14 protein-coding genes are annotated in these 15,087 nt (G+C 57.1%); 10 read left to right on the forward strand and 4 right to left on the reverse strand.

The window, feature by feature from the left end:
• Window positions 1–20 precede the first annotated feature (20 nt).
• Window positions 21–416, forward strand: a complete 396-nt coding sequence (locus BQ9846_RS04215) for an ectoine synthase (protein ID WP_075879342.1) — start codon at window positions 21–23, stop codon at window positions 414–416.
• Window positions 417–473: 57 nt separating this feature from the next.
• Here the strand turns inward: BQ9846_RS04215 and BQ9846_RS04220 are convergent, their stop codons facing one another.
• On the reverse strand, window positions 474–1,034 hold the full coding sequence (locus tag BQ9846_RS04220) for a DUF3833 domain-containing protein (RefSeq protein WP_083651459.1): 561 nt from the start codon (window positions 1,032–1,034) through the stop codon (window positions 474–476).
• 230 nt (window positions 1,035–1,264) lie between these two features.
• On the opposite strand from BQ9846_RS04220, the gene BQ9846_RS04225 reads away from it, so the two are divergent.
• The 6 genes from BQ9846_RS04225 to yidD all read left to right on the forward strand — a co-directional run bounded on the left by BQ9846_RS04225 (window position 1,265) and on the right by yidD (window position 6,005).
• A complete protein-coding gene (locus BQ9846_RS04225; protein ID WP_075879343.1) occupies window positions 1,265–2,107 on the forward strand; it encodes an ATP-dependent zinc protease family protein in 843 nt (280 codons plus the stop codon).
• A gap of 43 nt (window positions 2,108–2,150) precedes the next feature.
• A complete protein-coding gene (locus BQ9846_RS04230) occupies window positions 2,151–3,674 on the forward strand; it encodes an inactive transglutaminase family protein (protein ID WP_075879344.1) in 1,524 nt (507 codons plus the stop codon).
• Window positions 3,671–4,672 carry an alpha-L-glutamate ligase-like protein gene (locus BQ9846_RS04235; protein WP_075879345.1) on the forward strand — a complete coding sequence of 334 codons (1,002 nt, stop codon included), beginning with the start codon at window positions 3,671–3,673 and terminating at the stop codon, window positions 4,670–4,672. The genes BQ9846_RS04230 and BQ9846_RS04235 overlap by 4 nt, the downstream gene beginning before the upstream one ends.
• Before the next feature lie 31 nt (window positions 4,673–4,703).
• Complete coding sequence (locus BQ9846_RS04240) at window positions 4,704–5,150, forward strand: Fur family transcriptional regulator (RefSeq protein WP_075879346.1); 447 nt, start codon at window positions 4,704–4,706, stop codon at window positions 5,148–5,150.
• A 67-nt stretch (window positions 5,151–5,217) separates the two neighbouring features.
• Entirely contained in the window at window positions 5,218–5,664 is a 447-nt protein-coding gene (hisI, locus tag BQ9846_RS04245) for a phosphoribosyl-AMP cyclohydrolase (protein WP_075879347.1), read from the forward strand.
• Window positions 5,664–6,005 (forward strand): membrane protein insertion efficiency factor YidD, encoded by a 342-nt coding sequence (gene yidD / locus BQ9846_RS04250; protein ID WP_075879348.1) that lies wholly within the window; start codon window positions 5,664–5,666, stop codon window positions 6,003–6,005. Before hisI ends, yidD begins: the two co-directional genes overlap by 1 nt.
• 36 nt (window positions 6,006–6,041) lie before the next feature.
• Here the strand turns inward: yidD and BQ9846_RS04255 are convergent, their stop codons facing one another.
• Both BQ9846_RS04255 and BQ9846_RS04260 read right to left on the reverse strand, forming a co-directional pair.
• Window positions 6,042–6,452 carry a SufE family protein gene (locus BQ9846_RS04255; RefSeq protein ID WP_422821875.1) on the reverse strand — a complete coding sequence of 137 codons (411 nt, stop codon included), beginning with the start codon at window positions 6,450–6,452 and terminating at the stop codon, window positions 6,042–6,044.
• Between the two features lie 57 nt (window positions 6,453–6,509).
• The gene (locus BQ9846_RS04260) at window positions 6,510–7,640 is read right to left on the reverse strand and encodes a tyrosine-type recombinase/integrase (protein ID WP_075879492.1); all 1,131 of its coding nucleotides are present in this window, start codon (window positions 7,638–7,640) and stop codon (window positions 6,510–6,512) included.
• A 230-nt stretch (window positions 7,641–7,870) separates the two neighbouring features.
• On the opposite strand from BQ9846_RS04260, the gene BQ9846_RS04265 reads away from it, so the two are divergent.
• The gene (locus tag BQ9846_RS04265; protein WP_075879350.1) at window positions 7,871–8,956 is read left to right on the forward strand and encodes a DNA-binding protein; all 1,086 of its coding nucleotides are present in this window, start codon (window positions 7,871–7,873) and stop codon (window positions 8,954–8,956) included.
• Between the two features lie 49 nt (window positions 8,957–9,005).
• Here the strand turns inward: BQ9846_RS04265 and nfuA are convergent, their stop codons facing one another.
• Window positions 9,006–9,626 carry a Fe-S biogenesis protein NfuA gene (nfuA, locus tag BQ9846_RS04270; protein WP_075879351.1) on the reverse strand — a complete coding sequence of 207 codons (621 nt, stop codon included), beginning with the start codon at window positions 9,624–9,626 and terminating at the stop codon, window positions 9,006–9,008.
• Between the two features lie 248 nt (window positions 9,627–9,874).
• Here nfuA and metH point away from each other — a divergent pair, with 248 nt between their 5' ends.
• Complete coding sequence (gene metH, locus BQ9846_RS04275; RefSeq protein WP_075879352.1) at window positions 9,875–13,582, forward strand: methionine synthase; 3,708 nt, start codon at window positions 9,875–9,877, stop codon at window positions 13,580–13,582.
• A gap of 3 nt (window positions 13,583–13,585) precedes the next feature.
• On the forward strand, window positions 13,586–14,914 hold the full coding sequence (locus tag BQ9846_RS04280) for an MATE family efflux transporter (RefSeq protein WP_075879353.1): 1,329 nt from the start codon (window positions 13,586–13,588) through the stop codon (window positions 14,912–14,914).
• The last annotated feature ends 173 nt before the right edge of the window (window positions 14,915–15,087 follow it).

Raw genomic sequence — 15,087 nt, forward strand, 5'->3', positions numbered from 1 at the left:
CTTCAAACGAGGGAATAGCTATGATCGTTCGTAACCTAGAAGAAGCTCGCCAAACAGATCGCTTAGTCAAAGCCGAGAATGGTAACTGGGACAGCACACGCTTGGTTTTGGCTGCTGATGCCGGTAATTTCTCGTTCCATATCACGCGTATCTTTGAAGGTACGGAAACCCATATTCACTACAAACACCACTATGAATCCGTCTTCTGCATGGAAGGCGAAGGCGAAGTGGAAACGCTGGCCGACGGTAAAATCTGGCCGATTAAACCCGGCGATATTTACATTCTCGACCAGCACGATGAGCACCTGCTTCGCGCCCACAAAACCATGCACTTGGCCTGTGTCTTCACGCCGCCGATTACCGGCACCGAAGTCCACCGTGAAGACGGCTCTTACGCACCCTCTACCGATCTTTAATGAGCGTTTGAGTAGCATCCAAGCCCGCTGGCGATGGTCAGCGGGTTTTTTACGCTTTTAGCGCTGCTCAAATACCAGCGTGATTTCACCCAGGGTGAGGCCAAATTTACGCATCTGTGTGCGATTGATGAGGCGCCCATCCGGTTGAAGGTACATCCAGTCATCCATGGTGAAACTTAACATGCGCCCGTTTATCTCTATATCCAGCGGATAACGCATGTAGAACGCATTGCCGTATTGGCGTGCCTCTACGTCACCTTCAACGTCGCTTGCTTGTCCCATCCAGCGGTGCGCGTCAAGGCGTTTAAATGTCCACACGCGACGGTCAGTATCACCATTAGCGAACACAAAGGACTCATCCAAGGTTAAGATATCACCGTCGTAGTCACCCACGATATCGACGGTAAATTGACGCTGTATCTCTCCGCTATAATCCTGAACAATACCCCAGGCGCGGGTGTTACCGGCAAAATACTCACCAATGTCTAGCTTGGGCTCGCGGCCAGCGTACTCCTCAATATCAACGCCGACGCAGCCAGCGAGCGTCAAAAGCAGCAAAGTCATTAACCCAAGGCGACAGTAAGAGAATTGGTTTCGGTTGCGGACGGAAAGGGCCATAAACGCCTCCATGAAATGATGCAATTATTATATGCCGTAAAACAATGGTAGGGTATTTTTCAATCCAGTGCAGCTAAATGAAGCCACTAAAAAACCACAGCTTATAATTCGCATAATATATATTATGTTAAATTTAATATTTAATCTCCTCAGACGCAAAGCGTCGTTGGACACCGTCATGGCGACTCCTTATCATCCTCACACTTATATGTAAAAGGATCTCTCGCACCATGCGCCACGGTTTTTTCTGGCTAGCGGCGACGCTGTCATTTGCATTAACAGGCTGCGCCTCGCTCCAACCCAATTCCGATACTCCCCCGCCTCTTCTCACCGAGCAGGCTTTCCATGCGCGCATCAACACGCTTAGCCAGGAAATATCAGCGCAGTGCGATTCATCCGGTGTCGCCGACCAAACCCAGCGTCAGCATCAAGCCTTAACTGCCGATGTTCGCGAGGTAGGCAGCCTACTGCGTCATCTGCGCCAAGATATCCAGACGTTGGAGGCGCGTGGCGGTGAACCGGTTATTGTGCGCGAAGAGTGCGAAACCCGCGATATACTCGATACCAAAACCCTGCTAGGCCGCAACGAATGGGTCGGCCTGCCGGGTATTGGCACCTACCTAAAAGCCCGCATTGATTCCGGTGCCAATACCTCCTCGCTCTCAGCCCAGGACGTCACCCGTTTTGAACGCGACGGAGAGGATTGGGTCCGATTCAAGCTGGCCCTTAATGACGATGATGTGGTGGTCGAGGATAAACGCGATAAGTGGATTGAGGCGCCGATTGAGCGGCGCGTGCGTGTTATTCAAGCCACAAATGGCGAGGGAGACTCACGACCCGTCATATCGCTTCTGATGACGCTCGGTCCCATCCGCGAAAATGTTGAATTCACCCTTAACGATCGCTCGCATTTAAGCTACCCGGTGTTGCTTGGCCGGCGTTTTTTACTCGACATTGCGATTATTGATGTCGCGGAAACCTACGTGCATCCACGCCCGGAGTTTCCTGGCGGTGAGCCGACGGAGCAGTCGGCAGCCGATGAAGCGGCTGACCAGGACGATAACGAAGAGTAGCGCCATTAGGGGCGCTTAATATCCATTCATAAGGGCTTGATGCATGTCCCGTCTTCCATTTTATGCCATTGTGGGCGTTCTTCTTGTCGCGGGCATCGCCATGAGCGTGCACCGGCATTTGCAGTTTGAAATTCCCTGGCTTCCCGGCGAGCAGCGTCAAGTATGGGAAGTCGAGGCAATGATCACGTTCAATGCTCAAGACGGGCCTGTAGAAGTTGACTTTGCCCTGCCCTCCCATCAGCAAGGGTTCCGCGTTTTAACCGAGCATACCGCCTCATCAGGCTATGGCTTGGCCTATCATGCCAATGAAGAGGGTCGTCGCGCCCAGTGGACAATTCGCGAGGCGGCGGGCAGTCAGCAGCTATACTATTCAGCACAAATTTTGGTTTCACCAGACGCCCGTGCGCCCGCCCAAACCGTGCCTGACCTTCCCCCGGCGACGCCATGGGAGCGCCCTTACGACACCGCCGCCAATGAGGTAATCGAGCGGGCCTGGTCACGCAGTGCCGACAATGCCACCTTCGCTCGCGAATTGATCCGCGATGTTAACGGTGATCGCCAAGGAGAGAATGCCCGGCTTCTTTTAACCCAGTTCGACTCAACTGAGCTGCTTGTTCGGCTTTTAAACCAAGCCGAGGTTAAGGCGCGTGTGGTTAGCGGATTGCTGCTTGAAGATGGTCGTCGCCGGCAAACCTTGAGCAATTGGATACAGGTATTTAGCGATGACGAAGCGCAGTGGTGGCTGTTCCATCCGCTCACCGGCGAACAAGGCAAACCCGATAATCTACTGCTTTGGGAAACCGGTGGCGCATCGACGCTTGAAGTGCAAGGCGGCACCAACTCGCGCGTTACGTTCTCGATGCTGACCCACTCCCAGCCGGCTTCCGCCGCTGTACGCAACCACTTATCGGACGATACGCTGCTGAACTTTTCGATTCACAGTTTGCCCTTAGAGGAACAAGCACTCTTTCAAACGATACTGCTGATCCCCATCGGCGCCCTGATGGTGGTGTTACTGCGGGTCTTTGTGGGGGTTAAAACCTCCGGTACGTTTATGCCGGTGTTGATTGCCATCGCCTTTATTCAAACGTCGCTTTTAACCGGCTTGATCGGATTTCTACTGGTGGTTTCCGTCGGCCTGGTGATACGCAATTACCTCTCTTATCTCAACCTGCTACTGGTGGCGAGGGTCTCGGCGGTGATCATTACCGTCATTGCGATTATCTCGGTTTTCTCCGTGCTGGCCTACCGAATGGGCCTCAACGCGGGTCTGACGATTACCTTCTTCCCCATGATTATTTTGGCCTGGACGATCGAGCGCATGTCGATTCTCTGGGAGGAGGAAGGCCCGAAAGAAGTGCTTATTCAAGGGGGTGGCAGCTTGGTGACCGCCGTATTAGCCTTTTTGGCGATGAATAACCCCGTGGTGCGCCATATCACGTTCAACTTCCTTGGCGTGCAGTTTATTTTAATGGCGCTGATTCTTATTCTGGGGAATTACACCGGCTATCGCCTTTTAGAGTTGCGCCGCTTTAAACCCATCACCGATAACGAGCCCAACACATGAGCTGGTGGCAGGAGTGGACGTGGCCGTCGCGCTTACGTAGCAAAGGTATTATCGGGATGAACCGCCGCAATATTCGCTATATTGCCCGCTACAATAATCGCCGCTTGTACCCGTTGGTGGATGATAAGCTCAAAACCAAACTGCTTGCTCAGTCATATGGCGTCACAACGCCGACGCTGATCGGCACGGTGGAAACCCAGTTTGGCGTTAAGCACATTGCCGGTCTTCTTAAAGGCCACCATGGGTTTGTTATCAAACCCGCCAAGGGGAGCGGCGGTAAAGGCATTTTGGTTATCGAGCAAGTGGGTGACGACAATGCGTTTATCAAACCCAGCGGTGTTCGCCTGAGCCTGGCCGACATTGAGCGCCACGTCTCCAATATTCTCTCGGGCCTCTATTCCCTTGGCGGCTCTCCCGATGTGGCGTTGATCGAAACGCTCATCAACTTTGATGAAAGCCTGATGGCGTATACCTACGAAGGCGTGCCCGATATTCGAGTGATCATCTTTAACGGCTACCCGGTCATGGCCATGATGCGCCTCTCAACGGCCGCCTCCGATGGCAAAGCAAACTTGCATCAGGGCGCGGTCGGCGTGGGGCTGGACATGGCCAGCGGCTATGCCCTGCGCGGGGTGCAGTTTAATCGACCTTGCACCCATCATCCCGACACCGGTCATGACCTGGCAAGCCTGGTCGTCCCCCAGTGGGAAACGCTACTGAATTTAGCCGCGAACTGCTACGAAATGACTGGCTTGGGTTACATAGGCACCGATATGGTGCTAGATCGTGAGCACGGGCCAATGCTGCTGGAATTAAATGCGCGACCTGGCCTCGCGATACAGATGACCAATGGCGAAGGCTTGCGCCGGCGCCTGGATCTGGTCGAGCGCCAACCCAGCGGAGTGGCGCCCGAAAAGCGCGTTGCGTTTGCTCAACACCACTTTGCCCGTAAAAGTCAGCTACTCGACAGCACTGACATGCCGCCGGCAAGCGCGTAAACTGCGCGTTTCTCGCTGTATAGAGGGGGCCATGCCTCAAACAACGACACTACTTCATCAAGCCGCATTGCAGTGCCAAGCGCGCGGCGTGCGCTTTACCCCGATCCGCCGCAAGGTGTTGGAGTTGATTGCCCAGAGTGGAGGTGGCTTAAAAGCTTACGACCTACTCGATCAGCTCTCCACGCAGCACGCGGCGGCGCGCCCTCCCACTGTTTACCGGGCGCTGGATTTTCTCATCGAGCAGGGGTTGGTGCATCGCATTGAGTCGCAAAACGCCTACGTCGCCTGCGCCTGCCCCGAACACGCTCACGGCTTTCAGCTGCTGATTTGCCGTGGCTGCGGGCATGTCGAAGAGATTCACCTGGATGAAATCAGCGGCCAGCTTGCCGCCCGTGCTGAGAGCAAAGGCTTTCACGTTGAGCGCCAAACCATTGAGCTGCAAGGGTTGTGTACCGCCTGCCAAACCGCAACGGTGTAGCGCTTTACACCCAAACCGCTGATGGGCTCGCCGTCGTTTGTGTCTATTTTTTTCATGAGTTGCAAATATGTCTTCGTTATTCAAGCAGTTAGAGTCAGCCACCCCGCAAGAGAGCCTGCCTTCAACCGCTACCCTACTCGATGCGGTTAAGTTCAACGAGGACGGGCTGATCCCCGCCATCGCGCAGCAATTTGATAGCGGCGAGGTGCTCATGATGGCGTGGATGAATCGGGAAGCGTTAGAGGAGACGCTGCGTACCGGGCGAGTGTGTTACTACTCACGCTCGCGTGGCAAGCTGTGGCGTAAAGGGGAGTCTTCTGGCCAGCAGCAGCATTTGAAATCCGCCGCGCTTGATTGCGATGGCGATACCCTGCTGCTTCACGTTGACCAAACCGGGCCCGCCTGCCACACCGGACGACGTAGCTGCTTCTATCTGGAGATCGATGCAGCTAATGCACGCATCGCCAGTGAACCGCTTATCGACCCCGCTGAGCTCTACGGTCAGCGCTCGTAATGAAACGCTCACTTAAGTACCTCGCGGTTCGAGGTCACAAGGTGTTGCGGCATTTTGTGACCCTGCTGCTGATCGGCATCGTCCGAGGGTATCAGTGGGTGATAAGTCCCCTGCTCGGCCCGCGTTGCCGCTTCTGGCCCAGTTGCTCGTCTTATACGATTGAAGCGATCCAGGTACACGGCCCTCTCAAAGGCACCTGGATGGCGATCAAACGGATGGTCAAATGCCACCCGGGTAGCGACGGCGGCTTAGACCCCGTACCGGGTGGGCCAAGCGAAAAGCTCTGTCAAGACGACGACGAACTCTGCTGCTCTCCCAATAAGCGCCCAACCCTTAAGTAGCCATGACGCTTACGAGCCGTCGTGACGCTTGAAGTGCTACGCTTGCTCTTTCGCCACGCCGTAAATGCGCTCTAGCATGGCGTGCAGGCCGTTGCTGCGCGTGGGCGATAGGTGCTTGTCCAGCCCCAAGTCGGCAAGAAAGTGAGGCTCGGTCGCGACGATGTCCTCGGCGGGACGTTCGTTATAAATACGCATCAACACCGCGATCAGGCCCGACACAATCGCCGCGTCAGAGGTAGCGCGAAACACGAGCTTATCGCCCTGCTTCTCATGTTGCACCCAGACGTTGGATTGGCAACCCTGGATTTTATACTCATCGGTTTTCCACTCATCAGGGAACTCCGGTAGCGCCTTACCCATATCGATAATGTACTGATAACGGTCCATCCAGTTATCAAACATCTCAAACTCTTCGATTAGCTCTTGTTGCGCCTCTTCGGTGCTCACGGGCATTACCTCAGTTTGTATCGGTGTATAGGGGAAGTGTCGCGTATTATAACCCCTTCATAAGCCATCCAGCGAAGGCGCTTGCGACAAACGGTGGCGCTGCTGCTCATCGTGCCACTGCTGCGCCTCGGTATGCAGATAGCGCGAGGTGGTCTCTAGCCGTGAGTGACGCGCGCTCTCAGCCAAATAGCGCAGGCTTACCCCGGCTTGCGCTTGGTGAGTGATCGCGGTGTGGCGCAGCCAGTGGGGGGTAGCACTTTGAAGAGCGGCAACATACGCCGTCTCGCCCTCTTGCTCTTCTAGCGCCCTGGCAGCGTCTTTAAAGCTTTTGCGAATCAGGCGATAGAGCTGATTATCACCAATGGCGCGCTTACCGTCCAAGGCGCGCAGAAGCGGTGTGCTCTCTTCATGCTCGGGCAGTGGCGCAAGGCCAAGGGTTTTACGCCATTGCGCCAGATAGACCAAAAAATCATCCGGCACCGGCACGTGGGCAAGCTTTCCGCCCTTGCCGACCACCTGCCACCACCAGCGCCCTTCGCGGCGATGGAAATCGCCCATTTGAGCCCCCGCCATTTCGCTAATACGCGGCGCCAGTAGATACGCAAAGGCAAAGATGATGCGTTGCCTTGCTCGCTCAAAACACGCGCGAGAGCTGTCGCTCGGCAGCGGGCGATGCAGCCAGCGCCAGAACCACTCCCACAGCGGCTGTTCCAAATACCGCTCAACCCGTGGCGCTTGGTTGTTTAGCCGGCGTGACTTATCGCGCATCAGTCGAAAGGGGTTGTGCGCGACCCACCCCGCCTCCACCAGCCAGCTGAACATGCCCTGCAAGATCACCAGGCTCTGTCGCCGGCTTGCCGGCGACAGTGGCCCGCGCATCGGCCGCCAAGCCGGGTCGTGGCGTGGCTTGGTTGGCCCGACCCACTGCGCGCGCGGCACCGGGTCGGCAAGAAATGCCTCAAAGCGCGCCAAGCACTGACGATCCACCTCCCCCAAACGCCGTCCTTCTGCGTCAAGCCACAGCAATAGGCGCTCGGCCTCGCGGCGATAGGCGCGCTGAGTCTGCGGGCTTTCGCCGTACTCGGCAAGCCACTGGGCTACCGCTTCCACGTCACTGTCCGCGTCTATGAGCGCTTGACCAGCCACGCCGACTGCAGCCACCTCCCCGATGAAGCCGCTATCGCTCACGTCGTGGTGCTGGGTTGGTGTGATCGCGTTTGGCTCTTTCACTGGGCGCCTCTCTTGGATGGAGTCGGTAATCTGCCACTACAGCCACATAAATTCAAGATAAGCCGGGTAATCTTGAATTTATGCGCTATTTAATAAATAAAATTACATAAAACGTAATACGTAATAATTGCCAAATAGCGGTAGGAAAAGCACAATGGCGCCTTCTCTCTTCAACCAGGAGTTTCTGGATGGCACGCAGTGGCATTCAATACAGCGACGTTCAACAAGCCATAGATCACCTGCTCGCCCGCGGTGATTCGCCTAGCGTGCAGCGCATTCGTGAGGTATTGGGAACAGGAAGCTTCACGACGATCAGCGAGCACTTTCGCCACTGGCGTGAGGAGCGTGCGCAGAACCGTGATGTGCCGCCCCCGAAAGGCATTCCGGAAGCCATCGTCTCGTTGGCAACGGATATGTGGCAGCAGGCCCAGGACGTAGCCAACGAAGGGCTTACCCACTATCGCGAAGAAGCGGATCGCAAAGTAGACGATGCCCGCTCCCAGGCCGAAGAGGCCGAGCAGCGCGCTGCCCATGCCGAGCAACGCGAAAGCGCCCTTGCCGAGCACCTACGCCATACAGAAGCGCGCCTAGAAGCGTTAAGTGGTGAACTTGCCGAGTCGGCGGCGCAGTGCAAGCGCTGGAAAGAGAGCGCAGAGCGCCATCAAGCGCAGCGAGAGGCCGTTAAGACGCAGCTCAACGCCCTGGCGCAGCAGCGCAAAGAGCAGGAGCAGGAAAGCCAAGCGGCGCTTGAGCGGCAGCGCCACGCTTGGGAGCAGAAGCTGACTCAGGAGCAGCAGCGTAACGAAGCCACCGAAGGCAAACTCATGGCGCTGCTGGATAGCGTGCGCCAAGAGCGCGCAGATGAGGAGAAAGCGCTAAACAAGCACATACAGCAGAGTGAAAAACGCCTTGAGGCCCTAAACGACAGCCTCAAGGCGGAGCAGCAGGCCCGCCAGCAAGCGCAAGCCCGGCAAGCAGCCACCGAGCATGCCCTCACTCAGGCGACACACGCCGCCGAACAGCATGAGCAAGAGGCCCAGCGCCTACGCCGCGAACTCAAAAACACGCGACACACCCTCGAAGCGACGAAACATGAGCACGCAGTAGAGACAAAGCGTCAATCGGAGCTGTGGCAAAACGCGCTCTGGCAAAGCGTGGAGGCGCTACAACGCCAAGTCTCCGATCTACCCGCTTCGCTTCGCGGGCAAGCCCCGCAACACGACAAAGACGACGACTTAAAAGACGACGACGTAGACGAAAACGCCCCGCGTTAAGCGGGGCGTGAGAGGTGCGGCGAACTCCTATGGGAACGTTAGCCCGGCATTACCGATAGTAGGCGTTGGTGGTATCGGAGTGGTCGGTCACGTCGCGAATGCCGGCAAGTTCCGGAATGCGCTCCATCAAGGTTTTCTCAACGCCATCTTTTAGCGTTAAGTCTACCGCAGCGCAGCCCTGGCAGCCGCCGCCAAACGCCAGCACGGCCACTTGATTCTCGGTGAGCTCGACGAGCTTTATCTCACCGCCGTGGGCGGCAAGCCCGGGATTGATTTCGCTGTAGAGCACATAGTTAACGCGATCCTCTAGCGGGCTATCGGCGTTCACCTTGGGCATCTTGGCGTTGGGCGCCTTGATCGTGAGCTGCCCGCCCATACGGTCGGCGTTAAAATCCACCACCGCCTCTTCGAGAAACGGCAGGCTGTTTTTATCCAAGAAGACGTTAATCTTCTCAAGCTCCAGCTTTTCGTCGGTGGGCTCTTCCTCTCCCGGACGGCAGTACGCCAGGCAGGTTTCCGCGTAGGGCGTTCCCGGCTGGGTGATAAAAATACGCACCGCGATGCCTTCGACGTTTTGCTTGTCCAAAAGCTCGGCGAGGTAATCTTGGGCGCTATCGGTAATCTCGATACCTTTAACGTCTTCTACGGTTGCTTCAGCTGTCGTGGTCATGAGGGGTGTATTCCTCCCGTGGCAGTGGCGTGGCCACTTCACATGTCATTTTTGCCTATGGTAAGCAAAACGGGCCGCAGACACAATCCCGACCGTTTTAGTAGGCTTTTACGCGCCGAAGGCTGCCACCACGTTCGGGCTCTGCTATTATATCCGGCCTTTATTATATCGAATGGATAGCACCCTCTTTGCCGCAGGCCACCGCGGCGTTGGTGACTTTACTGTGACGCTGGAGATTCCCCCCTGCCATGTCTGCTAGTGCCTTGACCGCGACGCTTACCGAACGCCTTGAACAGCGCATTCTCATTCTTGATGGCGGCATGGGGACCATGCTGCAAAACGCCGAGCTGAGCGAAGAGGAGTTTCGTGGCGAGCGCTTTCATGACTGGCCCTCGGACCTCAAAGGCAATAATGACTTACTGGCGCTGACCTGCCCTGATGTGGTGACGCGGATTCACCGCGACTACCTCGAAGCCGGCGCCGATATTATTGAAACCAATACCTTTAACAGCACCCGCCTGTCGCAGTCTGATTACGGCATGGAAGCGTGGGTGCCGGAAATTAACCGCGAATCCGCTCGCCTGGCCCGCGAGGTGTGCGATGCCGTCGCTCGTGAAACCGGCGTGCCGCGCTATGTCGCGGGCGTTTTAGGCCCCACCTCCCGCACGGCGTCGCTATCGCCCGATGTGAATGACCCGGCCAAGCGCAACGTGACGTTCGATGAACTCTGCGAGAACTACCGCGAAGCGGCCATCGCGCTGATTGAGGGCGGCGCTGACCTGATTCTCATCGAGACCATTTTCGATACCCTCAACGCTAAAGCCGCGATTTATGCCCTAGAAGAGCTCTTTGACGCGCGCGGCGAACGCTTGCCGGTGATGATTTCGGGCACGATTACCGACGCTTCCGGCCGCACCCTCTCTGGCCAAACAACAGAGGCCTTTTGGAATTCGGTGCGCCACGCGCAACCCCTTTCGGTGGGGTTAAACTGTGCTCTTGGGGCCGAGGAGCTGCGCCCTTACCTGGAAGAGCTCTCTACCAAAGCCGATACCTTTGTCTCCGCGCACCCCAACGCCGGCTTGCCGAACGAATTCGGCGAGTACGACCAAACGCCGGAAGAGATGTCGGCCATCGTCAGCGAATTCGCCCAAAGCGGGCTGGTCAATATTATCGGCGGCTGCTGCGGCTCCACCCCCGAGCATATCCGCGCGATTGCCGAATCCGTCGCGGACATGCCCCCTCGCCAAATTCCCAAGCGCAGCGCGGCCTGCCGCTTATCCGGGCTTGAGCCGTTCAACATCGCGGCCGACTCTCTATTTGTTAACGTGGGCGAGCGTACCAACGTGACCGGCTCGGCGCGCTTTAAGCGTTTAATCGTGGAGGAAGACTTCACGACCGCCTTGGAGGTAGCGCTAGAGCAGGTGGAAAACGGCGCCCAGATCATCGATATCAACATGGACGAGGGCATGCTCGAGTCGCAGGAAGCGATGGTCCGCTTTCTCAACTTGATCGCCGGTGAGCCGGACATCGCCCGCGTGCCGATCATGATCGACTCGTCAAAATGGGAGATCATCGAAGCCGGTTTAAAGTGCGTCCAAGGCAAGGCGGTGGTCAACTCCATCTCGCTCAAGGAGGGGGAAGCGGCCTTCCGCGAGCAAGCGACCAAGTGCCGCCGCTTTGGCGCCGCCATCGTCGTGATGGCGTTCGACGAAACGGGCCAAGCGGACACCTTCGCGCGCAAAACCGAAATTTGCGAGCGCGCCTATCGACTGCTCGTCGATGAAATCGGCTTCCCCCCGGAAGACATTATTTTCGACCCCAATATCTTCGCCATCGCCACGGGTATCGAGGAGCACAATAACTACGCCGTCGATTTTATCGAGGCAACGCAGTGGATTCGCGAACACCTGCCCCATGCCATGGTCTCCGGTGGCGTCTCCAATGTCTCTTTCTCTTTTCGCGGCAACAACCCCGTACGCGAGGCGATTCACTCGGTTTTCCTCTACTACGCCATTCGCGCGGGCCTCACCATGGGGATCGTCAACGCCGGGCAGCTGGCGGTGTACGATGACCTGCCCACCGAGCTACGCGAAGCCGTCGAAGACGTGGTGCTTAACCGCCGCGACGACGCCACCGAGCGCCTTCTGGATATCGCCGAGCAGTACAAGGGCGATGGCAGCGGCGGCGCTAAAAAAGAGGACCTCGCTTGGCGCAGTTGGGAGGTCAATGAGCGCATTCAGCACGCCTTGGTCAAAGGCATTACCGCCTATATCGAAGACGATACCGAAGAGGCGCGCCAAGCGGCGAACCGTCCCATCGAGGTGATCGAAGGCCCGCTAATGGACGGCATGAACGTGGTCGGCGACCTGTTCGGCGCGGGCAAAATGTTCTTGCCCCAAGTGGTGAAATCGGCGCGGGTCATGAAACAGGCGGTGGCCTACCTCATTCCTTATATCGAGGCGGAGAAAGCCGAGCTATCCGGCGGCGAAAGCCAGACTAAAGGCAAGATCGTCATGGCGACCGTTAAGGGCGATGTGCATGACATTGGCAAAAATATCGTTGGCGTGGTCCTGCAGTGCAACAACTACGAAGTCATCGACCTTGGGGTGATGGTGCCCACGGAGAAGATCTTACAAGCCGCCGAAGAGCACAACGCCGATATTATTGGCCTTTCGGGGCTGATTACACCGTCGCTGGATGAGATGGTGCATGTCGCTAAAGAGATGCAGCGTCGCGGCATGAACTTACCGCTTTTGATCGGCGGCGCGACCACGTCAAAAGCGCATACGGCGGTGAAGATCGAGCCGCAGTACGAGCACCCGGTGATTTACGTCACCGATGCCTCCCGGGCCGTGGGCGTCGCCGGCCGTCTGCTGACCGAAAACCTCAAGCACAGCTATGTCGCGGAAATTCGCGCCGAGTACGAAAAAGTCCGCGAGCGTAACGCCAAGCGCCGCCCCAAAGCCGCCGACCTCAGCTACGAGCAAGCGCGCAAGCGACGCTTTCGCACCGATTGGGCCGCCTATACGCCGCCAACGCCCAACGTTGTGGGGCTTAAGGTGTTTGACGACTACGACCTTGAAGAACTGGTCGAGCGTATCGACTGGACGCCCTTTTTTATGAGCTGGCAGCTGGCCGGCAAGTACCCCAACATTTTGGACGATGCCAAAGTGGGCGAGGCCGCCCGCCACCTGTTCGACGATGCGCAAAAGATGCTGCGCAAGCTGATCGACGAGAAGCGCGTTCAAGCGCGTGGGGTTATTGGTTTCTGGCCGGCGAACACCGTGGATGACGATGTCATCGAAGTCTACCGTGATGATAGGCGCACTGAGGTTGTTGAACGGCTACACCATATCCGTCAGCAAACCACCAAAGGGCGTGATGGACTCTGCTACAGTTTGGCCGATTTTATCGCACCGAAAGAGACCGCTCAGCCCGACTGGATCGGCGCCTTTGCCGTCACTACCGGTCACGGTGTGTATGAGTTGAGCAAAACTTACGAGGCCGCCGGCGATGACTACAACGCCATCATGGTGCAGGCCCTTACCGACCGTTTGGCCGAAGCGTTTGCCGAACGCATGCACGAGCGCGTGCGCAAGGAGTTCTGGGGCTATGTGCCCGAAGAAACGCTGGACAATGACGCCCTGATCGCCGAGAAGTACCAGGGCATTCGCCCGGCACCCGGCTACCCGGCCTGCCCCGATCACACCGAAAAAGCCACGCTGTTTCGTCTCTTGGATGCGACCCAAAATACCGGGCTTGAGCTGACCGAGAACTTTGCCATGTGGCCAGCGGCGGCGGTCTCGGGCTGGTACTTTTCTCACCCGCAATCGAAGTACTTCTCAACCGGCAAAATCACCCAGGACCAAGTCGAAGTGCTCGCCGAACGCAAAGGCATGGCACTCTCTGAGCTTGAGCGCTGGTTGGCGCCTGTGCTCTCTTACGACCCGAGCTAACCCATGGCGTTAGTGGGCCATCGGCGGCGCAAAGTGATGCGCTTGGCGCTGCCGATCATGCTGGGCATGCTGTCGCAAAGCGTGCTGAATCTCATCGATGCCGCGCTCGTGGGGTCGCTGGGGGAAACCGCCCTCGCGGGCGTGGGTGTTGGCGGCTATGCCATGTTTATGCTGACCGCGCTGGTCTTTGGCCTCTCTTCCGGCGTGCAGTCGCAAACCGCGCAGCGCACGGGGGCGGCCTGCCCTTCGCCTGCGCTGCCGCTCAATGCCGGCTTGCTGATTGCATTGGGGCTGGGGCTACCGTTAACGCTTTTGGCATGGTGGCAAGCGCCGCTGATTATCGGGTTAATGACCCAAAACGGCGAGGTGCATGCCATTGCCGTGGCGTACTTTCGCTGGCGCGTGGTATCGCTTGTCGCCATTGCGATGACGCTCTGTTTTCGTGGCTATTGGAATGGGCGCCAATACACGACGCTTTATCTGCGCATCATCGTCTGCGTTCATCTGATTAACGTGCTCGCCAGTATTGGGTTCATCTTTGGCCACGCTGGACTGCCAAAGATGGGGGCGGCCGGAGCCGGTGTGGGCACAACGCTTTCGCTTTTTCTCGGCCTGTTGGCGTGGCTTGCGGTCAGCCTCAAAGGCGCCCGCCAGCAAGGTTTTTTGCAGCACTTACCCACTTTGCAGCAATTACGTCAAACGCTGGCGCTTACTCTGCCCCACTCTTTACAGCAGCTCTGGTTTGCCGCCGGTTATGCGGTGCTGATCTGGATGCTCAGCCAAATAGATACCGCCAGCGTCGCCGTGGGCCATGTACTGATCAACTTATCCCTGCTGCTGATTTTGCCCGGCGTGGGGCTGGGAGTGGCGGCGATGAGCCTCGTGGGGGAAGCGCTAGGCCGGGATGCGCGTCAAGATGCGCACCGCTGGGGATGGGACGCGCTCAGAGTTGCTTGGCTGCTGCTGGCGCTGCTTGCGCTACCGATGCTGCTGTTTCCCAGCCCGGTATTGGGGCTTTTTTTTCATCAAGAGGCGCTCATCACCCTGGGACGTCTTCCGCTACAGCTGACCGGGGCGATGATTGTGCTTGACGCCGGCGCCCTGGTACTGGCCCAGGCGTTGATGGGCGCCGGCGCCCAACGGACGGTGATGACCTTAACGCTTAGCATGCAGTGGCTACTGTTTTTACCGCTGGCGTGGTGGGTCGGCATTGTTAACGACGTGGGCTTGCTGGGCATTTGGCTTGTGCAGTTGGTGTATCGCTTTCTCAATTCGCTGGCGTTTGTGTGGGTGTGGCAGCGTCGTCGCTGGGTCTCTCAGCTTGTGAGTTAATGGACGCTCCTGCTCCTTTTTTAATCTCATAAGTGAATAAAAAGATAATTATATATTCTTTTGTTGAATATAAGCCAGGCGTTAAGGTGTGATGACTCTTAGCTTGAGCTTTTGGGTTAACTCCCTTAGCTAACAGCATCAGCTAACAACAGCGTGTCGTAATTCGCTCGACA

Origin of the sequence: Vreelandella massiliensis, from assembly GCF_900155385.1 — a bacterium.
Lineage (GTDB): Bacteria > Pseudomonadota > Gammaproteobacteria > Pseudomonadales > Halomonadaceae > Vreelandella > Vreelandella massiliensis.